This is a genomic window from Nonomuraea sp. NPDC049400 (genome assembly GCF_044466425.1).
GTDB lineage: Bacteria > Actinomycetota > Actinomycetes > Streptosporangiales > Streptosporangiaceae > Nonomuraea.
Genome location: NZ_JBITMP010000023.1, coordinates 141,332 through 164,673, shown reverse-complemented (window position 1 = coordinate 164,673; position 23,342 = coordinate 141,332). Strand labels below are relative to the sequence as shown.

26 protein-coding genes are annotated in these 23,342 nt (G+C 70.7%); 15 read left to right on the top strand and 11 right to left on the bottom strand.

What is annotated here, in order from left to right; all coding sequences use genetic code 11:
* Window positions 1–121 precede the first annotated feature (121 nt).
* Window positions 122–1,057 carry an AraC family transcriptional regulator gene (locus ACIBVN_RS32560; protein ID WP_397142944.1) on the bottom strand — a complete coding sequence of 312 codons (936 nt, stop codon included), beginning with the start codon at window positions 1,055–1,057 and terminating at the stop codon, window positions 122–124.
* A 123-nt stretch (window positions 1,058–1,180) separates the two neighbouring features.
* On the opposite strand from ACIBVN_RS32560, the gene ACIBVN_RS32555 reads away from it, so the two are divergent.
* The 11 genes from ACIBVN_RS32555 (at window position 1,181) to ACIBVN_RS32505 (ending at window position 11,004) form a co-directional block, all read left to right on the top strand.
* Entirely contained in the window at window positions 1,181–1,741 is a 561-nt protein-coding gene (locus tag ACIBVN_RS32555) for an NADPH-dependent FMN reductase (protein WP_397142942.1), read from the top strand.
* Between the two features lie 119 nt (window positions 1,742–1,860).
* Complete coding sequence (locus ACIBVN_RS32550; protein WP_397142940.1) at window positions 1,861–2,802, top strand: sulfite exporter TauE/SafE family protein; 942 nt, start codon at window positions 1,861–1,863, stop codon at window positions 2,800–2,802.
* Window positions 2,803–2,860: 58 nt separating this feature from the next.
* Window positions 2,861–3,247, top strand: a complete 387-nt coding sequence (locus ACIBVN_RS32545) for an RrF2 family transcriptional regulator (RefSeq protein ID WP_397142938.1) — start codon at window positions 2,861–2,863, stop codon at window positions 3,245–3,247.
* Between the two features lie 111 nt (window positions 3,248–3,358).
* Window positions 3,359–4,978: a TIGR04028 family ABC transporter substrate-binding protein gene (locus ACIBVN_RS32540; protein WP_397142936.1), complete on the top strand. Its 1,620-nt coding sequence runs from the start codon at window positions 3,359–3,361 to the stop codon at window positions 4,976–4,978.
* Window positions 4,975–5,907, top strand: a complete 933-nt coding sequence (locus tag ACIBVN_RS32535) for an ABC transporter permease (protein WP_397142934.1) — start codon at window positions 4,975–4,977, stop codon at window positions 5,905–5,907. The genes ACIBVN_RS32540 and ACIBVN_RS32535 overlap by 4 nt, the downstream gene beginning before the upstream one ends.
* Window positions 5,904–6,695, top strand: coding sequence for an ABC transporter permease (locus ACIBVN_RS32530; RefSeq protein ID WP_397142932.1), 792 nt, complete (start codon window positions 5,904–5,906; stop codon window positions 6,693–6,695). The genes ACIBVN_RS32535 and ACIBVN_RS32530 overlap by 4 nt, the downstream gene beginning before the upstream one ends.
* A complete protein-coding gene (locus ACIBVN_RS32525; protein ID WP_397142930.1) occupies window positions 6,692–8,230 on the top strand; it encodes a dipeptide ABC transporter ATP-binding protein in 1,539 nt (512 codons plus the stop codon). The genes ACIBVN_RS32530 and ACIBVN_RS32525 overlap by 4 nt, the downstream gene beginning before the upstream one ends.
* Window positions 8,227–9,219 carry a putative FMN-dependent luciferase-like monooxygenase gene (locus ACIBVN_RS32520; RefSeq protein ID WP_397142928.1) on the top strand — a complete coding sequence of 331 codons (993 nt, stop codon included), beginning with the start codon at window positions 8,227–8,229 and terminating at the stop codon, window positions 9,217–9,219. Before ACIBVN_RS32525 ends, ACIBVN_RS32520 begins: the two co-directional genes overlap by 4 nt.
* Window positions 9,216–9,806 carry a CMD domain protein gene (locus tag ACIBVN_RS32515; protein ID WP_397142926.1) on the top strand — a complete coding sequence of 197 codons (591 nt, stop codon included), beginning with the start codon at window positions 9,216–9,218 and terminating at the stop codon, window positions 9,804–9,806. Before ACIBVN_RS32520 ends, ACIBVN_RS32515 begins: the two co-directional genes overlap by 4 nt.
* Window positions 9,803–10,387 carry an alkylhydroperoxidase domain protein gene (locus tag ACIBVN_RS32510; protein WP_397142924.1) on the top strand — a complete coding sequence of 195 codons (585 nt, stop codon included), beginning with the start codon at window positions 9,803–9,805 and terminating at the stop codon, window positions 10,385–10,387. The genes ACIBVN_RS32515 and ACIBVN_RS32510 overlap by 4 nt, the downstream gene beginning before the upstream one ends.
* The gene (locus ACIBVN_RS32505; protein ID WP_397142922.1) at window positions 10,384–11,004 is read left to right on the top strand and encodes a VOC family protein; all 621 of its coding nucleotides are present in this window, start codon (window positions 10,384–10,386) and stop codon (window positions 11,002–11,004) included. The genes ACIBVN_RS32510 and ACIBVN_RS32505 overlap by 4 nt, the downstream gene beginning before the upstream one ends.
* Window positions 11,005–11,027: 23 nt before the next feature.
* Here the strand turns inward: ACIBVN_RS32505 and ACIBVN_RS32500 are convergent, their stop codons facing one another.
* The 4 genes from ACIBVN_RS32500 to ACIBVN_RS32485 all read right to left on the bottom strand — a co-directional run bounded on the left by ACIBVN_RS32500 (window position 11,028) and on the right by ACIBVN_RS32485 (window position 14,302).
* Complete coding sequence (locus ACIBVN_RS32500; protein WP_397142920.1) at window positions 11,028–11,783, bottom strand: MauE/DoxX family redox-associated membrane protein; 756 nt, start codon at window positions 11,781–11,783, stop codon at window positions 11,028–11,030.
* 11 nt (window positions 11,784–11,794) lie between these two features.
* Window positions 11,795–12,391 (bottom strand): cell wall protein, encoded by a 597-nt coding sequence (locus tag ACIBVN_RS32495; RefSeq protein WP_349456018.1) that lies wholly within the window; start codon window positions 12,389–12,391, stop codon window positions 11,795–11,797.
* A gap of 9 nt (window positions 12,392–12,400) precedes the next feature.
* Entirely contained in the window at window positions 12,401–12,850 is a 450-nt protein-coding gene (locus tag ACIBVN_RS32490; protein WP_397142918.1) for a hypothetical protein, read from the bottom strand.
* Between the two features lie 87 nt (window positions 12,851–12,937).
* The gene (locus ACIBVN_RS32485; RefSeq protein ID WP_397142916.1) at window positions 12,938–14,302 is read right to left on the bottom strand and encodes an amidase; all 1,365 of its coding nucleotides are present in this window, start codon (window positions 14,300–14,302) and stop codon (window positions 12,938–12,940) included.
* Window positions 14,303–14,555: 253 nt separating this feature from the next.
* On the opposite strand from ACIBVN_RS32485, the gene ACIBVN_RS32480 reads away from it, so the two are divergent.
* The 4 genes from ACIBVN_RS32480 to ACIBVN_RS32465 all read left to right on the top strand — a co-directional run bounded on the left by ACIBVN_RS32480 (window position 14,556) and on the right by ACIBVN_RS32465 (window position 19,011).
* The gene (locus tag ACIBVN_RS32480; RefSeq protein WP_397142914.1) at window positions 14,556–15,431 is read left to right on the top strand and encodes a siderophore-interacting protein; all 876 of its coding nucleotides are present in this window, start codon (window positions 14,556–14,558) and stop codon (window positions 15,429–15,431) included.
* A gap of 149 nt (window positions 15,432–15,580) precedes the next feature.
* Complete coding sequence (locus ACIBVN_RS32475) at window positions 15,581–16,966, top strand: family 2B encapsulin nanocompartment shell protein (RefSeq protein ID WP_397142912.1); 1,386 nt, start codon at window positions 15,581–15,583, stop codon at window positions 16,964–16,966.
* 15 nt (window positions 16,967–16,981) lie between these two features.
* Window positions 16,982–18,148: a family 2 encapsulin nanocompartment cargo protein terpene cyclase gene (locus ACIBVN_RS32470; RefSeq protein WP_397142910.1), complete on the top strand. Its 1,167-nt coding sequence runs from the start codon at window positions 16,982–16,984 to the stop codon at window positions 18,146–18,148.
* Window positions 18,149–18,165: 17 nt separating this feature from the next.
* Window positions 18,166–19,011 (top strand): geranyl diphosphate 2-C-methyltransferase, encoded by an 846-nt coding sequence (locus ACIBVN_RS32465; protein ID WP_397142908.1) that lies wholly within the window; start codon window positions 18,166–18,168, stop codon window positions 19,009–19,011.
* Window positions 19,012–19,230: 219 nt separating this feature from the next.
* Here ACIBVN_RS32465 and ACIBVN_RS32460 read toward each other — a convergent pair whose 3' ends face one another.
* The 6 genes from ACIBVN_RS32460 to ACIBVN_RS32435 all read right to left on the bottom strand — a co-directional run bounded on the left by ACIBVN_RS32460 (window position 19,231) and on the right by ACIBVN_RS32435 (window position 23,315).
* Entirely contained in the window at window positions 19,231–19,572 is a 342-nt protein-coding gene (locus tag ACIBVN_RS32460; RefSeq protein WP_349458432.1) for a cupin domain-containing protein, read from the bottom strand.
* A 137-nt stretch (window positions 19,573–19,709) separates the two neighbouring features.
* The gene (locus ACIBVN_RS32455) at window positions 19,710–20,816 is read right to left on the bottom strand and encodes a hypothetical protein (protein ID WP_397142906.1); all 1,107 of its coding nucleotides are present in this window, start codon (window positions 20,814–20,816) and stop codon (window positions 19,710–19,712) included.
* Window positions 20,813–21,319, bottom strand: coding sequence for a SigE family RNA polymerase sigma factor (locus ACIBVN_RS32450; protein WP_397142904.1), 507 nt, complete (start codon window positions 21,317–21,319; stop codon window positions 20,813–20,815). The genes ACIBVN_RS32455 and ACIBVN_RS32450 overlap by 4 nt, the downstream gene beginning before the upstream one ends.
* A 119-nt stretch (window positions 21,320–21,438) precedes the next feature.
* A complete protein-coding gene (locus tag ACIBVN_RS32445; RefSeq protein ID WP_349456026.1) occupies window positions 21,439–21,873 on the bottom strand; it encodes a CBS domain-containing protein in 435 nt (144 codons plus the stop codon).
* Window positions 21,874–21,951: 78 nt separating this feature from the next.
* Window positions 21,952–22,662: an MFS transporter gene (locus tag ACIBVN_RS32440; RefSeq protein ID WP_397142901.1), complete on the bottom strand. Its 711-nt coding sequence runs from the start codon at window positions 22,660–22,662 to the stop codon at window positions 21,952–21,954.
* Window positions 22,659–23,315, bottom strand: coding sequence for an MFS transporter (locus tag ACIBVN_RS32435; RefSeq protein WP_397142899.1), 657 nt, complete (start codon window positions 23,313–23,315; stop codon window positions 22,659–22,661). Before ACIBVN_RS32435 ends, ACIBVN_RS32440 begins: the two co-directional genes overlap by 4 nt.
* Between the last annotated feature and the right edge of the window lie 27 nt (window positions 23,316–23,342).

Here is a 23,342-nt window from a genome sequence, read left to right as displayed (position 1 = left end):
ACCCATGTCCTGCGCTGGTCAGACTGGCGCCGCCGACACCAAGCCACCGCCCGACGCTGCCACTACCAGCGCAGATCCGAGCCATGATCGCGAAATGTCACTGGAGTACTAGCCCCTTAATTCAGGAAGCTTTGGCGCAGGTCTGCCGGCGGTACTTGCCGGGCGACACCCCGAACTGCCGCTTGAACGCGTTCCCGAACGCGAACTCCGACCCGTACCCGACCCGCTGGGCCACCTCCGCCACCGAGGCGTCGGACTCGCGCAGCAGGCGGCCGGCCGTGGCCAGGCGCCACCACGTGAGGTATGCCAGCGGCGGCTGCCCGACGAGGCCGGTGAAGCGGCGGGCGAAGCCGGCCCGGGAGAGGCCGGCGTGGGCGCCGAGCGACTCGACCGTCCAGCGGCGGTCGGGGGCGCGGTGGATGGCGTCGAGCGCGCGGCTTATGGCCGGGTCGGCCAGCGCGGCGGCCCACCCGGACTCGTCGCACGCCATCGACTGCTGGTCGAACCAGGCGCGCAGGATGTAGAGCTGGAGCACGTCGAGCAGGGACGTCACGACGGTGTCGGCCCCCAGCCGGGGATTGTCGATCTCCCCGGCCAGCAGGTCGACGGCGGCCTTGAGCTCCGGGCGGTGGCCGAGCGTCGTCGGCAGGTGGATCACGCCGGGCAGCGAGGCCAGGATCGGGTGGGTCCTGCCGGGGTCGAGCTGGTAGCCGCAGCACAGGGTGACCGTCTCGGCCCCGTCGCCGCCGTACGTCGCCGAGGTGAACAGCTCGAAGTCGAGGTACGGATTGCAGGCCGGTAGGGCGAGCGGCGTGCCGGGGCTGTCGGCCAGGCCGTACCCGTCGCCGTGGGGGAGGAAGACCACGTCGCCTACGCTGAGCGGCACGGGCTCGCCGTCGGGCGGGATGAGCCAGCAGGACCCGCGCAGCACCATCTGGAACCCCGCGGATCCGGGCACCGCCGGAAACTCCTGCCCCCACGGGGCATGCCAGGTGATGCGGGCGGAGTTGGGCCGGCCGGTGCTCATGTGGGCGACGACGTCGCTCAGCACGTCCATGGAGTGAAGTCTAGCCGCTGAGACTCTCGCGTAAAAAGTGTAGACATTGACGCATTGGTTATCTCAGCTGCGGCCCATACGGTGGTTGGAGTCCCTTTCCGACCGACCGTGAGGACCGTAGACATGATCAAGGTAGGCATCATTCTGGGCAGCACCCGTCCCGGCCGCAACGGTGAGGCCGTCGCGCAGTGGGTCCACGACCTGGCGGCCAAGCGCGGCGACGCCGAGTACGAACTGGTGGACCTCAAGGACTACGACCTCCGCCACCTGGACGAGCCGAACTTCCCTGCCATGGGCAACTACGCGCACGAGCACACCAAGCGGTGGGCCGAGAAGATCGCCTCTTTTGACGCGTTCGTCTTCGTGACGCCTGAGTACAACCACTCCATCCCGGGCGCGCTCAAGGACGGCGTCGACTTCCTGTACGCCGAGTGGAACAACAAGGTGGCCGGTTTCGTCGGGTACGGGGTGGACGGCGGGGCCCGGGCCGTCGAGCACCTGCGCCAGATCCTCGCCCAGGTGAGCGTGGCCACCGTGGCGCAGCAGGTGGCGCTCTCGCTCTTCACGGACTTCGAGAACATGGCCGACTTCAAGCCCGCCGCCGTCCACGAGGACAAGCTGGGCGCCGTGCTCGACCAGGTCCTCGCCTGGGGCGGCGCCCTGCGCCCGCTGCGAGCGGCCTGACGTCCGGGGCCGGCCGCCCCCGGCCCCGCACGCAGAGCGCTCCACGACTTGACTCGATCTTGAAACTAAATAATCCTTAACCCTACTTGTATAGTAGGAAAGATAGGAAAGGGGCGGTTGTGCGAGCGCTCATCCTGCTCGGGCTGGTCGGTCTCGCGGCCCAGCTCGTCGACGGAAGCCTGGGCATGGCCTACGGCGTCACGTCGACCACGCTTCTGCTGGCCATCGGCACCAACGCGGCGGCCGCCTCGGCGACTGTCCACCTCGCGGAAATCGGCACCACGCTGGCCTCGGGCATCTCCCACTGGCGCTTCGGCAACGTCGACTGGAAGGTCGTCGCCAAGATCGGCATCCCGGGAGCGATCGGCGCCTTCGCCGGCGCGACGTTCCTGTCCAGCCTCTCGACCGAGGTCGCCGCCCCGGTCATGTCGCTCATCCTGCTCTCCCTCGGCGTCTACATCCTCATCCGCTTCACCGCCTTCGGGCTGCCGCGCGGCAACCTGGGCAAGCCGCTGCGCAGGCGCTTCCTCGCCCCCCTCGGCCTGCTGGCCGGCTTCGTCGACGCCACCGGCGGTGGCGGCTGGGGCCCCGTCGGCACCCCCGCCATCCTGGCCAGCGGCCGCCTGGCGCCGCGCAAGGTGGTCGGCTCGGTCGACGCGAGCGAGTTCCTCGTCGCCATCGCCGCCAGCGTCGGCTTCTTCGTCGGCATCGGCTCCGAGAACATCAACTTCGCCTGGGTGGCCGTGCTGCTGCTCGGCGGCGTCATCGCCGCGCCGATCGCCGCCTGGCTCGTCCGGCACATCCCGCCGCGCATCCTCGGCTCGGCAGTGGGCGGCGTCATCGTGCTGACCAACGTGCGCAGCCTGCTGCGCAGCGACTGGATCAAGGCCTCAGGCGGCGTCCAGGCGGTCGCGTACATCGTCATCGCCGTCATCTGGGTGGCCGCCATCGCCTGGTCCCTCCGCGAGTACCGCCGTGACAAGGCCAACGAGTCGGTCGAGGCGGTCGAGTCCGAGCTGCAGGCCCGTGCGACGGCAGAGGAGGAGACGGCCTCCGCCTGAGGCCACGCGCGCAGGCTCGGCTTCCCCTGGGGAAGCCGAGCCCGACGCATTGATGCCTATGAGAATCTCTGCCCGCACCCAGTACGCTCTCGGCGCCATGCTCGCCCTGGCCGTGGCGGACGGCCCGGTGCACGCGGAATGGATCGCCGCCACCCAGGAGATCCCGCGCCGCTTCTGCGACAACATCCTGCTCCAGCTCCGCAGGGCCGGCCTCATCCAGAGCCAGCGCGGCCCCGACGGTGGCTACTGGCTCGCCCGCCCGGCCAAGGAGATCGCCCTCGCCGACGTCATCCGCGTCACCGAAGGGGTGGAGCAGGCGACCCGGCCCTTCCCGAAGGCCGCCGCGCCGCTGGCCGCGATCTGGGCCCAGCTACGCAGCCACGAGGACGCGTTGCTGGGCGAGATCACCCTTGCCGACGTCGTGGCCGCTTCCGAGCCCGCCTAGCACGCCTCCGCACTTCTGGGGGCGTGCCGCTCTTGGGTATATTTCATGCTTTCTAGGTAGGTTATAGTGGTTTGCGCCGATGGCTCCCGTACAACGAAGGGCAGATCTCCCATGTCATCCTCCAGACTGCGCACCACAGCCGCCATGCTCGCCGTCGTGGGGCTGCTCGGCGCCTGTGGCGATGGCGGAGCAGCCGGAGCGGCGAAGAGCGGCGGGCAGCCGGTGTACGGCGGCACGCTGACCTACCTGGAGCACCAGCCGCCCACCTGCCTGTACCTGCCGGCGGCCGGCTTCTATCCGAACGGCGGCATCCTCAACCAGATCACCGACAAGCTCACCTGGCAGAACCCGAAGACGCTCGAGATCGAGCCGTGGATCGCCACCAAGTGGGAGATCGACAAGGACGCCACCGAATACACGTTCCACCTGCGCGACGGCGTGACCTTCAGTGACGGCAGCCCGCTCGACGCGTCCGCCGTGGCGGCCAACTTCGACGTGTACGGCCTGGGCGACGAGAAGCTCAAGCTCCCGGTCGCCGAGTTCGTCAACAACTACGAGCGCAGCGAGGTCATCGACCCGCTGACCGTGCGCTTCCACTTCGACAAGCCGTCCCCCGGCTTCCTCCAGGGCACCTCGGTCATCGGGGCCGGTCTGGTCTCGAAGAAGACGATCTCGCTGCCGTACGAGCAGCAGTGCCAGCTCAAGAACGTCGTCGGCTCCGGCCCCTTCACCCTGAAGAACCAGGTCGTCGACAAGGAGGTGGACCTGGTCGCGCGCAAGGACTACAACTGGGCGCCGCCGTCCTCGGCGCACCAGGGCCGGGCGTACCTGGACGAAATCAAGATCATCGTGACGCCCGAGGACAACGTGCGCGTCGGCGCGCTCACCTCCGGCCAGGCCGACTTCGTCAGGTACGTCCAGGCGTACGACGAGAAGACCGTCAAGGACGCGGGCTTCCAGATCTACGCGGAGCCGACGAGAGGCGTCAACAACGGCCTCTACCTGCGGCCGCGCAACAGCATCCTGAAGGACGTCAAGGTCCGCAAGGCGCTGCAGGCCGGCACGGACGCCAAGGAGGTCGTCGACACCCTCTTCACCGCGAGCTACCCGCCGGCCACCTCGGTCCTCAGCCACCTCGCGCAGGGCTACGTGGACCTGTCCAAGGACCTCGGGTACGACCCAGGCAAGGCCAACCGGCTCCTGGACGAGGCCGGCTGGACCAAGGGCGCCGACGGCGTCCGCGTCAAGGACGGCAAGCCGCTGCGGCTCGGCGTGTTCGTCTCCGGCCCGCAGCCGCTGTCGAAGCAGACGCTCGAGCTGGTCGGCCAGCAGTGGGCCAAGCTCGGCGTGAAGCTGGAGATCCGCCCCGCCGACGCGGGCACGCAGGCCGTGGACATCAAGAACGCCGAGAAGACCGCCATCCAGCACGGCATGGTCGGCCGCGCCGACCAGGACGTGATCAAGAGCCACTTCCACAGCAAGAACCGCGACGTCCTCCTCTCCGACGACACCAAGCTGGACCGGCTGCTCGAGGAGGAGTCGGCCGAGCCGGACGTCGCCAAGCGCAACGCCAAGGTCGCCGAGATCCAGCGGTACGTGCTCGACCAGGGGTACGCGATCCCGCTCTTCGAGGAGCCGCAGGTGTACGGCGGGGCCCCGCATGTCCAGGGGGTGGCCTTCGAAGCGGTCGCCAGGCCCTGGTTCTACTCGGTCTGGAAGTCGGAGCAGTGACCAGGTACCTGCTCGCCCGGGTCGGGCAGGCGGCGCTGGTGCTCTGGATCGCCTTCACGGCCAGCTACGTGCTGCTTCAGCTGCTCCCCGGCGACTCGGTCCTGATCAAGTTCCAGAACCCCGAGCTGGGCCTGTCCCCGCAGCAGATCGCCGAGATCCGGGCATATTACGGCGCCGGCGACCCGCCGGTCCTCGACTACCTCAACACCCTGCTCGGTTTCCTGCGCGGCTCCTTCGGCTACTCGATCGACACCGGCACGCCGGTCGTCGAGCGGCTGGGGGAGGCGCTGCCGGAGACGGCGAAGCTGGCCTCGGCCGCGTTCGTGCTGGCGGTGCTGATCGCCGTGCTGATCGCGTTCGCCGCCGGCTACAGCAGGACCTCCTGGATCAGGAACGCGCTGCTGTCGGTGCCGTCGATATTCGTGTCGGTCCCGGCGTTCTGGCTGGGCATCCTGCTCATCCAGGTGTTCTCCTTCCGGCTCAAGCTGGTGCCCGTCATCGGGGGAGGCCCGCTCCAGCAGCTCCTCCTGCCGGTGCTCACGCTCGCGGTGCCCATCTCCGCGCCGATCGCCCAGGTGCTGGCGCGCAGCATGGACCAGGTCTCCACGCAGGCGTTCGTGCCCGTGGTGGCGGCCAAGGGCGCCTCGCGCCGGTGGATCCTGTGGCGGCACGTGGCCCGCAACGCGGTGCTGCCGACGCTGACCGTGGCGGGGCTGACGTTCGGCGAGCTGATCGCCGGGTCGGTCGTGACCGAGACGGTCTTCGGGCGCAACGGCATCGGGCGGCTGACCGAGCAGGCGGTCAACGCGCAGGACACGCCGGTGATGCTGGCGATCGTGGTGCTCGCGACGGCCGTGTTCGTGCTGGCCAACGTGGTGGTGGACGTGCTGTTCCCGGTGCTCGACCCGCGACTGAAGGCGGCCGCGTGACTCGGCGGGGCGGGCTGGTGCTCGCGTGGTTGTTGATCGCGCTGGTCGTGCTCTGGGCGGTCGCGCCGGGCGTCTTCACCGGTTACGACCCGATCGCGGGCGTGCCGGCCGAAAAGCTGCAGGCGCCGAGCGCGCACCACCTGTTCGGCACCGACGCGGTGGGGCGCGACCTGTTCGCGCGGGTGGTGCACGGCTCCGTGCACTCGCTGACGGGCGCGTTCGTGGCCGTCGCCGTGGGCCTGGTGGCCGGCACGTTGCTCGGACTGCTGGCCGGGTCCGCAGGCGGCGTGCTGGACGACGCCGTCATGCGGATCGTGGACGTGCTGCTGTCGGTGCCCGGGCTGCTCCTGGCCCTGACCGTGATCATCCTGCTCGGTCCCGGCACGGTGAACGTGGCCATCGCGGTGGGCGTCGGCTCGGTCGCGGCCTTCGCCCGGCTGTCGCGCTCCGAGGTGGTCAGGGTGCGGCGCACCGACTACGTGGAGGCGGCGTTCGGCAGCGGCGGCCGGTTCCTGACCGTGCTGTGGCGGCACGTGCTGCCCAACTCGCTCGGCCCCGTCATCGCGCTCGCGGCGCTGCAGTTCGGCATGGCGATCCTGGCCATCTCGACGCTCGGCTTCCTCGGGTACGGCGCCGAGCCGCCCACGCCCGAGTGGGGTCTGCTCATCTCGGAAGGGCGCAACTACCTGGCGACGTCGTGGTGGCTGACCACGCTGCCGGGCGCCGTCGTGGTCGCGGTCGTGCTCGCCGCCGGCCGCATCAGCCGCTCGCTGGGGAGGCACGAGTGAGCCTGCTGGAAGTCCGTGACCTGGCCGTCTCCTACGACGGCAGACGCGCGGTCGAGGGCGTCTCGTTCGCGGTCGAGCCCGGCGAGGTCGTCGCCGTCGTCGGCGAGTCGGGATCGGGCAAGTCGACCACGGCGCACGCCGTCATCGGGCTGCTGCCCGCCAACGGCGCCGTGGACGCGGGCCGGATCCTGCTCGGCGGCGCCGACCTGGCGACCTGGTCGGCCAAGCGCATGGAGTCGGTACGCGGCGCGCAGATCGGCCTCATCCCCCAGGACCCGTCCAGCTCGCTGGACCCGGTCAAGACCGTCGGCGCGCAGATCGCCGAGGTGCTGCGCATCCACAAGCGCGGCGACCGCCGGGCGATCCGGAGCCGGGTCGTCGACCTGCTCGCCCGCGTCGGCCTGCCGGAGCCGGAGCGGCGGGCCCGCCAGTACCCGCACGAGTTGTCCGGCGGCATGCGCCAGCGCGTGCTCATCGCCATCGCGATCGCGCTCGAACCCCGCCTGATCATCGCCGACGAGCCCACCAGCGCCCTGGACGTGACCGTGCAGCGGCGCATCCTGGACCTCATCGACCACCTGCGCGCGGAGTCCGGCACCGCGCTGCTGCTGGTGACCCACGACCTGGCCGTGGCCGCCGGACGTTCCGACCGGCTGGTCGTGATGAAGGGCGGGCGCATCGAGGAGCAGGGCCCGACGGCGGAGGTGGTGGCCTCCCCGGCAGCCGGCTACACCAAGCGCCTGCTGAACGACGCCCCCGCGCTGTCGGCGTCCCCGTTCCGCGATCCTCCCGCCGGCGCCGAGCCCGCGATCGTGGTGCGCGACCTGGTCAAGGAGTTCAAGGGGTTCCGCGCGGTGGACGGGGTCTCGTTCGAGGTGGCGCGCGGCACGACGCACGCGCTGGTGGGCGAGTCCGGCTCGGGCAAGACGACCACGGCCCGGATGGTGGTGCGCTTCGCCGAGCCCACGTCGGGAACGGTGAGCGTCGCCGGGGCGGGGGAGGGCCGCGCGTTCCGCCGGCACGTCCAGCTCGTCCACCAGAACCCGTACGGGTCGCTCGACCCTCGGCAGTCCATCGGCGACATCGTGGCGGAGCCGTTGCGCAACTTCCGGCTTGGCGACTGGGCCGAACGGCGGGCCCGCGTGCTCGACCTGCTGGAACGCGTGGCGCTGCCGCAGGATGTGCTCACGCGCAGAGCGCGGGAGCTGTCCGGCGGGCAGCGGCAGCGGGTGGCCATCGCCCGCGCGCTGGCGGCCGGGCCAGAGGTGGTCGTGCTGGACGAGGCCGTCTCCGCCCTCGACGTCACCGTGCAGGCGCAGATCCTCGACCTGCTCGAACAGCTCCAGCGCGACCTCGGGCTGACGTACCTCTTCATCTCGCACGACCTGGCGGTGGTGCGGCAGATCTCGCACACCGTCTCCGTCATGAACAAGGGAAGCATCGTGGAATCAGGAACGACCCGGCAGGTCTTCACCGACCCCCGGCACGAATACACTCGCGAACTCCTGGCGGCCATCCCGGAGCCGGCGCTGTGAGGCTCGGTTTCTTCACCCGGTTGCTGGACGACGCGCCGGCGGGCGAGCGCTACCGGCTGGCCGCTGAGCAGATCGCCCATGCCGAGGCGTACGGGTTCGACACGGCCTGGGTCGCCCAGCACCACTTCGACGGCGCGGAGGGCGGCCTGCCCGCGCCGCTGGTGTTCCTCGCCCAGGTGGCGGCCAGGACCAGCCGGATCCGGCTCGGCACCGGGATCATCACCCTCCCGCTGGAGCAGCCTGTGCGGGTGGCGGAGGACACCGCCGTGCTCGACCTGCTCACCGGCGGGCGGCTGGAGGTCGGCGTGGGCAGCGGCGGGACGCCCTCGTCGTTCACGCCGTTCGGGCACGACAGCGCGGACCGCTCGGCCATCTACGCCGAGCACCTCGCGGTGCTGCTGAACGCCTGGTCCGGGGGCGATCTCGGCGGCGGTAACCGGCTCTACCCGGCCGCGCCCAGGCTGCTGGACGCGGTGTGGCAGGCGACGTTCTCGGTCGGGGGCGGCGTACGCGCAGGGAAGGCCGGCCACGGGCTCATGTTGTCGCGCACGCAGCCCAGGCCCGCCGACGACCCGCAGGCCACGCTGTCCCAGATCCAGCGGCCCGTCGTCGACGCGTACCTCGAGAACCTGCCGCCCGGCGCGGCGCCGCGGATCATGGCCTCGCGGACCGCGTTCGTGGCCGACAGCAGGGCCGAGGCGCTGCGGTACGCCGAGCTCGGCCTCGGGCGGGGCCGGCTGCCGTTCGAGCTGCCGGACAGCGACCTCGACCGGCGCATCGCCGCGTTCGACGTGCACGTGGGGACGCCGCAGGACGTCATCGAGAGCCTGAAGGCCGACCCGACCCTCGAACGGGTCACCGACCTGGTCCTCCAGGTGCACTCGGTGGACCCGCCGCACCCGCTGATCCTCCGCTCGATCGAGCTGCTGGCGACCGAGGTGGCGCCCGCGCTCGGCTGGGTCCCCTCCACAGAATTGAGCTCCACATGATCACTGACGTCATCGACCATCTGGCGGGCATACAGCCCGGCTCGCCCCTCGACCGGCTGCGCGGCCGGCGGCCCGCCGCCCGCGAGCACGCGCAGCGCAGCTACGACGCGCTGTTCAGCCCCGAGACGGAAGAGGAGATCACGCTCGTCGAACGGGACGCGGTGGCCGCCTTCGTGGCCGGGCTGCACCACGACGCCGCCGTCGCGGGCTTCTACGCCGACCGGCTGGCCGAGCTCTCGCCCGCGCTGCTGGAGGCCGTGGAGTCGGAGATCTCGGCCGGGGCCACGACCGGGCCGTACGGGGTCTATCCGGGCGAGGGCCCGCTGTCGGTGGAGAGCGACGAGGGGCTGCGCTACCGGGCGGGACGCCCGGGTGAGCTGGGCGCACGGCTCGCAGCCGCGTTCGAGCACGCCCACCTGCTCGTCTTCCGGCCCCGTGAGGCCGGTCCCGAGTCCCTCGCCGCGCTGGCCCGGGCGGGGTGGAGCACCACGGGCATCGTGACGCTGTCCCAGCTCGTCGCCTTCCTCACCTTCCAGATCCGGGTGGTGGCCGGGCTGCGTCACCTGCAGAAGGGACCGACCTCATGACCCGACTGGCGTTCACGCGAGAGCAGCTCGGCTGGGAGCCGTGGCTGGCGCCGCTGGCCACCGGCGAGCTGACCGACGAGCACTACGAGGCGCTGGGCGACAAGGCCCGCGCCAAGTCGCCGTACTTCCTGCTCCTGGCCCGTGACCCGGCGATCCTGCAGGCCAGGACGAAGACCGACAACGACATCTTCTACAACGCCGACGGCGGACTGCCGCGGGCCGAGCGCGAGCTGGCGGCGACGGCGACCTCGCGCCGCAACGGCTGCGTGTTCTGCGCCTCGGTGCACGCCCGCTTCGCCGCCCACTACTCCAAGCGCGCGGAGGACGTGCAGCGGCTGCTCGACGAGGGCGTCAACGCACCCCAGGACGGGAAGTGGCAGGCGATCATCGACGCCTCGGTGGCCCTGGCCGCCACCCCGGCCGAGTTCAACGCCGGCCACATCGAGGCGCTGCGCGCGGCCGGCCTCGACGACCTGGCGATCAGCGACGTCATCCACGCGGCGGCGTTCTTCAACTGGGCCAACCGCCTCATGCTGTCACTCGGCGAGCCGGTCGAGCCGGTCAAGGAGCCGACGGCATGACAGCGGAGCTCGACCACCTCGTCCACGCGGTGCCGGACCTCCTCGCGGGTGTCGCCGCGTTCGCGGAGCGCACCGGGGTGACCCCGGTGGCGGGCGGGCGCCACCCCGGCGGCACCGCCAACTACCTGGTCGGCCTGGGCCCGACCGCGTACCTGGAGATCATCGGCCCGGACCCGGAGGCAGCGGGTCCGCGACCCCGCGCGTTCGGCCTGGAAACGCTCGCCGAGCCCCGCCTGGCCGCGTGGGCGGTGCGGGCAGGCGACATCGACGCGACGGTACGGCAGGCGCGCGAACACGGTTACGACCCCGGCGACGTGCAGCCGCTCTCTCGCCGCACGCCCGCGGGGACGCTGCTGGAGTGGCGCCTGACCAGGCGGGAGGACCCCGCGGCGATCAGCCCGGTGCCGTTCCTCATCGACTGGGGCGAGACCGCCCACCCGGCCGCCTCCGGCCTCCCGCAGCTCCGCCTCGTCTCCTTCACCGCCATCCACCCGGATCCGGAGGCGCTCCACCACGATCTTGCCGCGCTGGACGCTGTGCTGGAGGTGGCAAAAGGCCCGGAACCTGCGCTGGAGGCGGTGCTCGACACCCCTGCGGGCACGGTGACCCTGCGCTGACCCGGCACACCTGCACCCTTCTGTCATGACCCCACGAGGGTGACCAGGACGGCCGAGGGGTCGTTGCCGGTGAGGGGGACGGCGAAGACGGCCGTCCGTTCGCGGGCCCCGTAGACGACGAACCGCAGGCCGTCCTCGTCCCAGGTGTCCTGGACGTCCGAGGTGAGCTGTGCCGACGCCGAGCAGTACGCGGGGCTGCGGTAGAGCAGGTGCAGCGAGGTGCCAAGCGGGACGTGCTCGGACGGCGGCACGGCGAGCGGGCGGCGCAGCCGTACGAGGAGCTGTCGCAAGGGGGTGAGCCAGTGGCGGTCCAGCTCGGCCGAGAGAGCCAGGAGGGCCAGGGCCTCCGCCAGGCCGAGCGCCACGAGGGGAGCGTGCGGATCCGCCGGGATCGCCAGGAGGCTCGCGGCCAGCAGGAGACCCGCACGGGCGAAAGCACGCAGGTCGACCGGGCGGGAGTGGGCGCCCAGGCAGCCGCACGACGCCGTGGGCGCGGCCACGTAGGAATAGGTGAGATACGCCAGGAATCCGGCGGAGAGCAGCGCGGCGGCCGCACCCGCCCACGGGGAGAGGGGCGGCGCCAGCAGCGCGGCGGCCACCGCGAGCTCGACCAGTCCGACGAGCCGGAGCGCCGGGACCGCGCGCGCCGCGCCGACCAGCCGGGCCAGGGCGGTCTGCCCGGCCCGCGCCCGCATCCTGCGGCTGAACAGCTTCATCAGGCCCGCCCAGACGAGGAACAGGGCGATCACGTACGGCTGCGTCGCGGCGATCCCGTGCATCTGGCTTGCTCCTAGTGGGGGGAGAAGACGGTTGCGATGTCGACCTCGTTCGTGTCCGGCCGCCAGGCGCCGAGGATCTGCACGTGCTGGGCCACCCTCAGCATGGACAGGTCCGCGGTGGGCGGCGACTCGGAGTGGACGGCGACCGACTTGCCGGCCACGACATGGCACAGCACCTCTTGCCCGTTGTGATCGAGGTGAAGGGTCTTGTCGGTGATGTTCTTGATGTGGCCCTTGATGTTGACGATGTTGAGCCACACCGACTCGGCGGCCAGCACGCCATCCGGCATCCGCACGCCGCGGGCGTACAGGCCGTCTCCCGGCTTGGCCTCGTCGAACGGCACGGGGCCGAGCTTCCACAGGCTCGTGCCGTCCACGATCTTGATGCTGTGGAACACCATGTTGGAGCCCAGGACGAGGAGCGTGTTGTCCTTGATCGAACGGATCCTGCCCTCGGCGAAGTTGGGGTCAGGGGCGCCCGGCTCGACGTCGGGCGCCGAGCGGGCGAAGGCCGCCTCCGGGCCGAGCGAGCCCAGCGCGGTCGCGGCGACGACTGTGGCACCACCGCCGAGCAGGGCGGACTTGAGCATGTCTCTTCTGCTGGTCATCGTCCCCCCTCACGCCGCGTCGATCGAGCAGGGACGCAGACCGGTGGAGAGGCTGGCGATCTTGCTGTACGCCGCGGGCGTGAGGTCGATGATCCGGTCGGTGGCACAGGTCGAGCCGCAGCAGCTGCGCTCGCCGCAGAACAGGTCGGTCTGCGGGCCGCAGTCGGCGATGGAGGTGACGACGCTGACGCCGCTGCACAGGTTCGTGGTGCGGTGCTGGAAACCGCAGGTCCGGCGGGAGAGGTTGAAGCCGCAGGTGTCGGGGCGGGTGATGGCCCAGCAGGCGTCGGAGGTGTTGGGCCAGGCGTGCTGGAGGCTGCCGGAGTTGCAGGTGCCGCAGGCGCCCTTGCCTGTGGTGCTGCACGGTCCCCAGGCGGTGCCGCAGCAGAACCAGGAGACCTCTCCTCGGACTGCGGCGTATAAGTCGATGGGGGTGTCGGGGGGCTGGGTGCGCGCCATGCGCGTCCTCCTAGGGTGAGCTCTGGACATCTGGAGGGTCCTGAAGCTTTCCGACTTGATCTATGAGTACCATGTAAGGATTTTTCGTCAATGCCCCTTTTGGGCGGCGATGTGGAAGAGCAGATGCTCGTGCCCGGGGCGGCAGATGAGCTGGAGTCCGACCGGCAGGCCGTCCACCGTTCCCGCGGGGACGCTCAGCGCGGGCAGGCCCAGCAGGCTCCATGGGCTGGTCAGCGAGAGCAGGGCGTCCCGTACGGAGACGAGCGTGCCGTCCACCTCGACCTCCCTGCGGCCGAGGGGCGGGGCGGTGATGGGGACGGTCGGCATCGCGAGCACGTCATAGCGCTCGAACAGCGCGGCGACCGTTCCAGCCAGCCGGGGCCTGGCCCGCATGGCGCGTACGTACCGCCAGCCGGGGACCGTGGCGGCGGCACGCAGGCGTTCGAGCACCTCGCTGTCGAACAGGGCGGGCTTGTCCGCCATGCGCTCCGCGTGCACGGCCGCCACCTCGCTGCTCTGGATCGCGGTGAACGTCTCGTGCAGCTCGCCGGCGTCTTCCGGCGACAGCCGGCGCTCCTCCAGCGGGCCGGTCCCGGCCTCCAGTGCCTCGCGTGCCGTACGGACCACCTGCGGTTCGCAGGGGAAGAAGGCCGTGGGATCGAGCCAGCCCGCACGTGGGGCGCCCGCGCCTGCGCCATCGGGCACCAGGGACCGGTAGGCGATGAGGCAGTCCTGCGCGTCTCCCGCGAGCAGGCCGACATGGTCCAGGGAGCTCGCCAAGGGGAAGACGCCGTCCGCCGGGATCGCCCCGTACGCGGGCTTGAAGCCGGCGATCCCGCACAGCGCCGCGGGGATGCGGGTCGAGCCGCCGGTGTCGGTGCCGAGGGCGAGCGGGACCATGCCCGCCGCCACTGCCACCGCGCTGCCGCTGCTGGACCCGCCCGGCATGCGGGAGGTGTCCCGCGGGTTGAGGCACGGGCCGGCGGCCGAGCGGTCGCCGGTCGGGCCGTAGGCGAATTCGTGGGTGTTGGTCTTGCCGACGATCACGGCCCCGGCCTGGCGCAGGAGGGTCACGCAGGCGGCGTCGGCGTCCGGGACGTAATCGGCGAAGTGCCGCGAGCCCATGGTCGCGGGCAGGCCCGCCACCATGATGACGTCCTTCACTGCGGCGGGCAGGCCGTGCAGCGGGCCCCGGTCGACGCCGCGCGCCAGCTCGCCGTCGGCGTGGCCCGCCGCGGCCATCGCGCCCTCCACGTCCACGGAGATGAACGCGTTGAGCGCCGGGCCGAGCGCCGCGACGGCCTCGAGCGCGTGCCTGGTGAGCTCCACCGACGTGGTGCGCCCCGCGCGCAGCTCCTGCGCGAGCTCGGAGATCGCGCGACCGGCGAAGTAGCCGCGCTGTCCGAAGTAGGGCGGCCGCCGGCCGGTGCCGGGGCCGGTGGGTGTCGGCATGAAGTCCTTCCTGGTCCGGCAGCCGCCGCGAACGGAGGCGCGACCACGGCGCCCAGCACGGCCGCACCGTCCGCCTCATAGGAGTACCCCGCAGGCGGCCGTCAGCACCTGCGTCGCGACGAGCCGGGGGCGCGGCCCGCTGCCGTAGGGGGGTGCGGCTGTCTGCACCTCCTGCCTTTCGCCGGCAGGCAGGATGAGTTAGGTTAGCCTCACCTAATAGACTTGGAGGCGGGCGTTGGTGGAGCCCTTTCGCATGTTCGACGTCCGCGTGGCCAGACTGGAACGGTTGAGCCCGACGTTCCTCCGGGTGACCTTCACCGGAGCGGACCTGCACCTGTTCGCCGACAACGGCTATGACCAGCGCATCAAGCTCATCCTCCCCCTCCCCGGCCATGGCCTGGCCCACCTCCCCACCGGCCCCGACTGGTTCCTGAGGTGGCGCCAGTTGGAGGACGACAAGCGCAACCCCTTGCGGACGTACACGGCGAGGCTGGTCCGGCAGGCCGACCGCGAGGTGGACGTCGACGTGGTCATGCACCCCGGCGGCGACGGGCCGGTCGCGCGGTGGGCACAGGTCGTGCGGCCGGATGACGTCGCGGTGCTGTTCGGGCCCGATGCCCGCCATCCGGGGAGCCACGGGAACATGGTGTTCCAGCCTCCGGAGGGCACCAAGACCGTGCTGCTCGTGGGGGACGAGACCGCCGTGCCGGCCATCTGCGCGACGCTCGAACGGCTCCCGGCGCACTTTGAGGGCACGGCGCTGATGGAGGTCCCCTGCGAGGAGGACTTCCTCCGCGTCGAGACGGCCAGCCAGGTGAAGGTGCAGTGGCTGGCCAGGCGCGACAGAGAGCGCGGAGAGCTGCTGGAGCCGGCCGTACGGGCGGCCGCCGACCGCCTGCTGCCGTCCCTGGCCGCGCCGGACACCTTCGACGACGTGGACGTCGATGCGGAGGAGCTCTGGGAGGTGCCCCAGGAAGGAAGCGACGAGCCCCTGTACGCCTGGCTGGCCGGCGAGGCGGCGGTGATCAGGGCCCTGCGGCGGCACCTGGTCGCCGACCGCGGCATGGACCGGCGCGCGGTGGCTTTCATGGGCTACTGGAGGCAGGGCCGGGCAGAGCACAACGAGTGAGGAAGGCCCTTGGGGCGCGCCCCTACTCGCTAGATCACTCTCGCACCGAGGTAAGCGCTAGGTGACCGTCAGGCAACTCTACGTAATGAGCTCGGCTGATTACGTTCGGTTGTGCACCAGCTGTCACACGCGAGTGATTGCGAGGGAACATGTCTACGGAGCCGCGCTTGAGCCTGGACACTCGGGCCGCGCGCAACCTGGCCACCACCACCAAGACGCGCCCGCAGATGCAGGCCATCACCTCCCGCTGGCTGCTGCGCAGGCTGCCGTGGGTCGATGTGCGCGGCGGAACGTACCGGGTCAACCGCAGGCTGACGCACCGTGTCGGGCACGGCCGGGTGAGCGTGGTGCTGAACGGGGCGGACGACGTGCGCATCATCCCCGAGACGCTCCCTGAGCTTCCCCCGCTGCGCGGCTTCGACGACCTCGACGTGCTGACGGCGATCGCCTCGACGTTCGCGCCGCGGGAGGTCCAGGCGGGCGACGTCGTAGCCGAGGCCGGCACCCCGATCACCGAGATGTACGTCATCGCGCACGGCCGGCTCAACCGGATGGCCGTCGGCGACTACGGGGAGACGCAGCTTCTCGGCGTCACCACCGACGGCGAGCACCTGGGCGACGAGGTGCTCGAGCACGAGAGCCCGCGCTGGCCGTACACGGTCAGGGCCGCCACCGCCGGCACGATCCTGGTGTCGCCGCGGCAGGAGCTCCAGCGGCTGCTCGACGGGTCGCCCGCCCTGCGGGCGCACGTCGAGCGCTACCTGGAGGAGATGCGCAAGCCGGTCAACCGCCGCGGCGAGGCGGCCGTCGCGATCGCCTCCGGGCACGTCGGCGAGCCGGTCATCGACGGCACGTTCGTGGACTACGACCTCCATCCCCGCGAGTACGAGCTCAACGTCACGCAGACCGTCCTGCGCGTCCACACGCGCGTGGCCGACCTCTACAACGACCCGATGAGCCAGCTCGAGCAGCAGTTGCGCCTGACGGTCCACGAGATCCGCGAGCGCGAGGAGTGGGAGCTGCTCAACAACCGCGAGTTCGGCCTGCTGCACAACACGGCGTACGACCAGCGGATCAGCACCTGGTCGGGCCCTCCGACCCCCGACGACCTGGACGACCTGATCAGCATGCGGCGCAAGACCCGGCTGCTGCTCGCCCACCCCAAGGCGATCGCCGCGTTCTTCAGGGAGTGCAACAAGCGCGGGCTGGTGCCCGGCAGCGCGGACGTGGACGGCCACGAGATCCCGGCCTGGCGCGGGGTCCCGATCTTCCCCTGCGGCAAGATCCCGATCTCGGAACACCACACCACCTCCATCGTGGCGCTGCGCACGGGGGAGGAGGACCAGGGGGTCGTCGGCCTCTACCAGACCGGCATCCCGGAGGAGCACGAGCCGGGGCTGAACGTGCGCTTCATGGGCATCAACGCCCAAGCCGTGATGTCGTACCTGGTCAGCGCCTACTACTCGGTGGCGATCCTGGTGCCCGACGCGATCGGCATCCTCGAGAACGTCGACATCGCCGCCCCGCGCGTCTAGGAAGGGGGCGGCGTCATGCCCGACATCGCAGCAGGCCCCACCGGCCTCGGGACCTCCGCGCTGCGCCTGCCGCCGGTGGAGCGCCATACCGCGCCATGGCCCGCGGAAAGTGACGGGCACGAGCCCCCCAGGCCCGCCCCGGTGGACCCCGCGCACGCGCTTCGCGGCGCCATGTACCGGCACAGCCTCGCCCCGCTGCCGTACCGGGAACGGCCGTGGGGCGACGGGTCGTACCCGCCGCTGTACTGCCCCGAGACCGTCAGGGACGACCAGGAGCTCGCCGACGAGGTGGACCGGCGGCTGCTGGCCTGGGCGGAGCGGGTCGGCATCCACGAGGGGCGGTTGGCGGAGTTCCACGCGACCGGGTACGGGCGGCTGGCCATGCTCGCCCACCCCGACACCGACGATTCCGACCTGCTGCTGGTCGCGGCCCAGATGAACGCCGCCTGGTGGGCCGCCGACGACTACTACGCCGACGAGACCGAGCTGGGCGCGACGCCGACCGAGCTCCCGCCCCGGCTCGCCCTCGTGACGTCGGCCATGGACCCGCCCCCGCCCGCGGGCGACTACACCCGGCAGCTCGAAGAGGCGATCCAGGCGGACCCGGTCCTGGTCTCGCTGAGATCGGCCGCGGGCCACGTGCGCCGCCACGCCACGCCTTCGCAGGTGGGGCGGGTCTGCAACATCACATCCCAGATGTACGTGAGCTGGACCGCGTACGCGGCCTGGCGCTACCTGGAGACGCCGCCGCCCGTGTGGCGCTATCTCGCGGCCCGGCAGCACGACAGCTTCTACACGTCCATGACCCTCATCGACATCGTCGGCGGGTACGAGCTGCCCGCCAACCTCTTCTTCGACAGCAGGTTCCACACCGCGCTCATGCAGGCGGGCACCGCCAGCGTGCTCGTCAACGACCTCCACTCGGTCGCCAGGGAAGCGGCCGACGAGCTCCCCGACTCCAACGTGATCCTGCTCATCGCCGCGGAGCAGGGCTGCTCCACCCGCGAGGCGACCGAGCTCGCCGTCGCCATGCACAACGACTTCGTCCGAGGCTTCGAAGCCAGCCAGCAACAACTCGCCACCGTCCCGTCACTCGAGCTGAAGCGCTTCCTGCGCGGGGCGCAGGCGTGGATGGCCGGCTGCCTCGAATGGCACAGCACCAGCAGCAGATACCAGTCATAGAGAAAGGAGTCCCGCCGATGACGGCCACACCCGTCCTCAGCACCTACTACCAGCACTCGGTCGCCGACTATTGGAACTCGGAGCAGAACCCCGTCAACCTGCGCCTGGGCGAGGTCGACGGCATTTACCACCACCACTACGGCATCGGAGAAGCCGACTGGTCGGTCCTGGAGGGCCCGGAGGAGAACCGCGAGAAACGCGTCATCGAGGAGCTGCACCGGCTCGAGCACGCGCAGGCCGACACCCTCATCAGCAAGCTCGGCCCGCTGCGGCCGGACCACCGGGTGCTGGACGCGGGCTCGGGCCGCGGCGGCTCCAGCCTCCTGGTCAACCTCAGGTACGGCTGCCACGTCGACGGCGTGTCCATTTCCGAGTCCCAGGTCGCTTTCGCCAACGAGCAGGCCGAGAGGCGCGGTGTCGCCGACAAGGTGCGCTTCCATTTCCGCAACATGCTCGACACCGGATTCGAGACTGGATCGTTCCAAGCCATCTGGAACAACGAGAGCACGATGTACGTCGAGCTCTCCCTGCTGTTCGCCGAGCACTCCCGCCTCCTGAGCCGCGGCGGCCGGTACGTGTGCATCACCGGGTGTTACAACGACGCCTACGGCCTGCCGTCCCGAGCCGTCAGCCAGATCAACGCCCACTACATCTGCGACATCCACCCCCGCAGCACCTATTTCAAGGAACTGGCGGCCAACCGCCTCGTCCCCATCAACGTCATCGACCTCACCGCCGCGACCATCCCGTACTGGGAGCTCCGCGCCAAGACCAAGCTGGCGACCGGGATCGAGGAAGCCTTTCTCGAGGCGTACCGGGACGGCAGTTTCCAGTACCTCCTCATCGCCGCCGACCGAATCTGACGACCCTCGGCGGCGCCTCTCCGGGGCCAGGCGCCGCCGACAGCTGCGCCTGGCCCTTGACGGCGGCCGGCTTCGCCCTCGCGGCTGTCCTGTCTTGTTGGACTTGAGGTACAGAAAAGGCCCTGACCTGCGGTGCCTTAGATCGGGTGAGACTCACGAAGCCGAAGTCGTCTCACCGATCATGAGGCAGATCTGCGTTTCACGGGTGCTGAGCGCGGGTCAAGCCCGGGAGTCCGCGCGCGAGCCGTAGGCAGGGCCGAACACGACCAGCAGCGCCAGATTTTCCGCGATGTCCACGAAGCGGTGTTCCTCGCCTGCGGGGACGAATATCACCGCGCCGGGGCGGACCTCCGCCTCGCCGCTCGGCGTCACGATCCGGGCCCGACCTGCGGTCACCACATAGATCTCGTCCTCGGTGTGCGGGCTTTGGGTGTCGACCCCGCCCGCTGGGATGCAGTACGTCCCAATGGACAGGTCTGGCACTTTGAGCTGCTCAACCCAGTCGTTGGCAGTCCCGGCAGCCGGCTGCGCCCACTCACCCGCACCCTTGATGATCTGCATATCGGCGACCTTACAGGGAGGTCGATCCGAGGTTCACCGCCCCCCGTGCTTGCGAGTCGGCTTACACATATGAGGCATTCGAGCGAATGCCTCATGATCGGTGAGATTGCCCCGGGTCGGGTGAGACCGAACAGCGGCTACTTCCCGCCCGCGGTTCCAGGCAGGATCAGGCGGTTCATGAGCTTGGGGGAGTAGTTAGCCAGGTGCCGGGCCCTTCCGGTGTTGACGTTGACCAGATAGGTGCTGTTGGACTTCCCGGCCAGAGAGAGGACCACGACTTCGGACGGGCTCTGCCAGACGGAGGTGCGGAAGATGCCGCTGTGCTTCGGCAGGCCGCGGACAGGCACCTTCCGCAGGGTCCGCCCGGTCTTGGTGTCGAGCAGGCTGAGCAGCGGCGTGCCGGCCTCGAGATCCTTGAAATACCTGGCGGCCACCGTGCGGCCGTCCGGAGCGAGCTCGCTGAAGTTGATGTACGCGCCTTCGAAGCGCACCGGCTTGCCTCCGCCGGCGACGGGCATCAGCCACAGGTCGGTCTTGACGTATCGGACCAGCTCGACGACGCCGTCCTTGATGCTGATCGGCTCGTACTCGCGCGGGATCGACACCGTCTTGCCGGTGCGCATGTCGATCAGGAGGCCCGGCTCCTTGTGATTCACGTGCGGGTCGAAGGCCACGTACCGGCCGTCGTCGGAGACCACGAGCTGGTTGCCCATCTTGATCTGGTCCTCCTTCACCGCGACGGGGGAGGTCGTCTCCTGGCCGCTCACCAGGTCGCGGACCACGTGGGCCTGGGCTGCACGGCTGTAATAGGCGAGCATGCGCCCGTCCCGGCTGACCGCGACCGGTATGTCGTTGCCCTTGGAGGTCGTGACCAGCGCCTGCGGCACCCGGTAGGTCGTGCCGGTGCGGGTGACCACCTGCCACTCCACCTTGCGGCAGTCGATGACCCGCCGATCCTCGGATACGTAGCACGGCGGCTGGTACGCGTGGCTGATCGCCCCCACCTTGCCGTCGGGCAGCTCGGGCACCGTGCCCACGCGCTGCGGCGTGGCAACCTGGCCGCCACGGGGCCAGAACGCCGTCGCGCCCGCCGTCGTCGCCACCAGCGCCGCGGCCGTCGCGACGGCGGTCACCGCCAGCCGGGTCCGCTGCCTGCGCCGGTGCCCCGCGATGGCCACGTCGGCCAGGTTCACCGGCGGGGCATCTTCCGCGAGGTTCTTCAGTGCCTCGCGCAGCCTGGTCATCGGGCTACCTCCTGGATGCGTAGGTCCGTCAGCTCGGGCGCGAGCTCGCGTAACCGGGCCAGCGCGTGATGGGTCTGGCTTTTGACGTTGCCGATCGAGCAGCCGAGCGCGTCGGCCGTCTGCGCCTCGGTGAGGTCCTCCCAGAAGCGCAGCACGATCACGGCCCGCTGCTTGCGGGTCAGCTTGGCCAGCGCCTGGCGCAGCACGATCCGGTCGAGCGTGGCCTCGTCATGGGAGGCGCCGTACTCGGGCGGGTCGGCGCTCGGCAACTCGGGACTGGGCCGGCGCCTCCAGGAGATGTACTGGTTGACCAGCGCTTTGCGCGTGTACGCCTCGGGGTTGCCGTCCCTGGACAGCTTGGACCAGTGTCCGACGACCTTGGTCAGCACGCTCTGGAGCAGGTCCTCGGCCAGGTGGGCGTCTCCTGCGAGCAGGTACGCGGTCCGCATCAGCGCTTGCTGGCGGGCGAGCACGAACTCGCGGAAGCCGTCGTGACGATCCAATGTGCTCTCCTTTCGCCTGTTTCCAACGCGACCCAAGGGGCGAAAGGTTGCACTCTTTTCATGGCGAATGGGGCCCCAGTTGGAGCCCCATTCGCGTGATCGGTCCGGACGGGGGTCGTCTACGAGGGCGCGTAGACCCTGTGGACGAACTCCGCGAGCTTGTTGTCCGGCAGTTCCTTTGCCAGGTCGGCCTCGCTGACCATGCCCACGATCCGGTGGTTGTCGATCACCGGCAGGCGCTTGATCTGGTGCTGCTCCATCTTCTGCAGCGCCTCTTCGACGCTGCTGTGGGCATCCACCCAAACCAGCCCCTTGGCGAGCTCGCTCGCCGTGGTCTGGTCGAGGTCCTTGCCCTCGGCGCAGCACTTGATCACGATGTCCCGGTCGGTGATGATCCCTTTGAGCCGGTCGTCGTCCCCGCAGATCGGCAGCGCGCCGACCGACAGGTCACGCATCATCTGCGAAGCCCTGCGCAGGCTGTCGTGTTCGCCGATGCATTCCGCTCCGCGGTGCATCACGTCCTGAACGGTCTTGCCGACTTCCGGTGTGCTCATTCCAAACCTCCTTCGAGACGGTCGAAGGAATCTTCCAACGGAGGCCCTACCCCATCTGGATGAGATTGCACGGACGGTTTATCGGTGTCCGTGCCGGAGCCGGGCGGGCGTGGCCAGAGCGGCGACCGCCGTGACGGCCATGAGCACGATGCAGGCCGCCACCGAGATCGCCGTCCCCTGAACCCAGCCGAAGGCGCCGATGACGGCCGCCACCGCGGCCGCTCCCAGCGAGGAACCGACGTAGCGGGCGGTGTTGTTGGCCCCGGAGCCCATGCTCACCCGGTGGGCGGGCACGCTGTCGATCGCCAGCTGCGTGATCGAGGAGTTGATCAGCCCGGATCCGGCCCCGCTCACCGCCAGCCCGGCGACGACCAGCGGAAGGGGTAGCGAGCCGCCCACGCCCAGCAGGCCAACGAATCCGGCCGCGCTCAGCCCCAGGCCGAGTGCCAGCCGCGCAGCCGTGCCCAGCCGTACGTGCCTGGCCAGGAGCGAGGCCACGAACGACAGGCCCGACCAGACGCAGAACAGCAGCGCCGCGTCCAGCGGCGTCAGTCCGTGCACGGCCTGCAGCACGCTCGGCAGGTAGCTGAGCAGCCCGACCACCGCCGCCCCCACGACCAGCGCTCCGCCCGTCGCCACCAGGAACGCCGGCCGCCGGAACAGCTCCAGGTCGATCAGCGGCTCCTCCCGCCGCCGCTCCACCGCCACGAACGCCCCCACCAGCACCACCGCCACCGCGAAAGCGCCCAGCACGACCGGCCGCGACCACCCGACCCGCCCTTCCGTCACCCCACGACCAGCGCGGCCACGCCGAGGCTGAGCAGCGCCACCCCCGGCACGTCGAACCTGCGCGGCAGCGCCGACCGCGACTCCTCCAGCACCCGGGCGGACACCACGGCCAACGCCAGCGCACAGGCCGCCATCAGCCAGTACACCGCCCGCCAGCTCGCCACCGTCGCCAGCGCCCCGGACACCAGCGGCCCGAGCGCCGTGCCCAGCCCCATCATCGCCCCGTACCGCCCGCTGGCCCGCACCCGTTCCATCCCTCCCGGGTAGGCATGACCCACGATGCCCAGGCTCGCGGCCAGCATCGCCGCGCTCGCCGCGCCCTGCACCAGCCTGGCCACCACGAACACCGGCACCGACGTGCTCACCGCCGCCACCACGCTCGCACCGGCCAGCACCGCCGTGCCCGCCACCAGCACCCGCCTGCGCCCGTAGTCGTCGGCCAGCCCGCCGGAGACCAGCAACAGCGACGACAAGCCCAGCGCGATCGCCCCCAGGATCCACACCGGCCCGGTCGGCCCCGCGCCCAGCGAGGCGGCCGTCTGCGGCAGCGTCACCATCGGCACGGTGTAGTTCATCAGCACGAGCAGCGGCGCCGACGACGCCACGGCGAGCGTCGCCCCCCGCTCCACAGTCGGTTCGGTCATTGAACTCATGCCGCGCACGCTAGCACGGTTCAATGA

Excerpts from the sequence above, each read along its gene's own strand:
- ACIBVN_RS32455 (WP_397142906.1), bottom strand. The coding sequence starts at position 20,816 with ATGACCAGGCTGCGCGAGGCACTGAAGAACCTCGCGGAAGATGCCCCG.
- ACIBVN_RS32490 (WP_397142918.1), bottom strand. The coding sequence starts at position 12,850 with ATGGCGCGCACCCAGCCCCCCGACACCCCCATCGACTTATACGCCGCA.
- ACIBVN_RS32495 (WP_349456018.1), bottom strand. The coding sequence starts at position 12,391 with ATGACCAGCAGAAGAGACATGCTCAAGTCCGCCCTGCTCGGCGGTGGT.
- ACIBVN_RS32560 (WP_397142944.1), bottom strand. The coding sequence starts at position 1,057 with ATGGACGTGCTGAGCGACGTCGTCGCCCACATGAGCACCGGCCGGCCC.
- ACIBVN_RS32540 (WP_397142936.1), top strand. The coding sequence starts at position 3,359 with ATGTCATCCTCCAGACTGCGCACCACAGCCGCCATGCTCGCCGTCGTG.
- ACIBVN_RS32485 (WP_397142916.1), bottom strand. The coding sequence starts at position 14,302 with ATGCCGACACCCACCGGCCCCGGCACCGGCCGGCGGCCGCCCTACTTC.
- ACIBVN_RS32510 (WP_397142924.1), top strand. The coding sequence starts at position 9,803 with ATGACCCGACTGGCGTTCACGCGAGAGCAGCTCGGCTGGGAGCCGTGG.
- ACIBVN_RS32500 (WP_397142920.1), bottom strand. The coding sequence starts at position 11,783 with ATGCACGGGATCGCCGCGACGCAGCCGTACGTGATCGCCCTGTTCCTC.
- ACIBVN_RS32460 (WP_349458432.1), bottom strand. The coding sequence starts at position 19,572 with ATGCAGATCATCAAGGGTGCGGGTGAGTGGGCGCAGCCGGCTGCCGGG.
- ACIBVN_RS32470 (WP_397142910.1), top strand. The coding sequence starts at position 16,982 with ATGCCCGACATCGCAGCAGGCCCCACCGGCCTCGGGACCTCCGCGCTG.
- ACIBVN_RS32475 (WP_397142912.1), top strand. The coding sequence starts at position 15,581 with ATGTCTACGGAGCCGCGCTTGAGCCTGGACACTCGGGCCGCGCGCAAC.
- ACIBVN_RS32545 (WP_397142938.1), top strand. The coding sequence starts at position 2,861 with ATGAGAATCTCTGCCCGCACCCAGTACGCTCTCGGCGCCATGCTCGCC.
- ACIBVN_RS32515 (WP_397142926.1), top strand. The coding sequence starts at position 9,216 with ATGATCACTGACGTCATCGACCATCTGGCGGGCATACAGCCCGGCTCG.
- ACIBVN_RS32480 (WP_397142914.1), top strand. The coding sequence starts at position 14,556 with ATGTTCGACGTCCGCGTGGCCAGACTGGAACGGTTGAGCCCGACGTTC.
- ACIBVN_RS32505 (WP_397142922.1), top strand. The coding sequence starts at position 10,384 with ATGACAGCGGAGCTCGACCACCTCGTCCACGCGGTGCCGGACCTCCTC.
- ACIBVN_RS32445 (WP_349456026.1), bottom strand. The coding sequence starts at position 21,873 with ATGAGCACACCGGAAGTCGGCAAGACCGTTCAGGACGTGATGCACCGC.
- ACIBVN_RS32435 (WP_397142899.1), bottom strand. The coding sequence starts at position 23,315 with ATGAGTTCAATGACCGAACCGACTGTGGAGCGGGGGGCGACGCTCGCC.
- ACIBVN_RS32555 (WP_397142942.1), top strand. The coding sequence starts at position 1,181 with ATGATCAAGGTAGGCATCATTCTGGGCAGCACCCGTCCCGGCCGCAAC.
- ACIBVN_RS32465 (WP_397142908.1), top strand. The coding sequence starts at position 18,166 with ATGACGGCCACACCCGTCCTCAGCACCTACTACCAGCACTCGGTCGCC.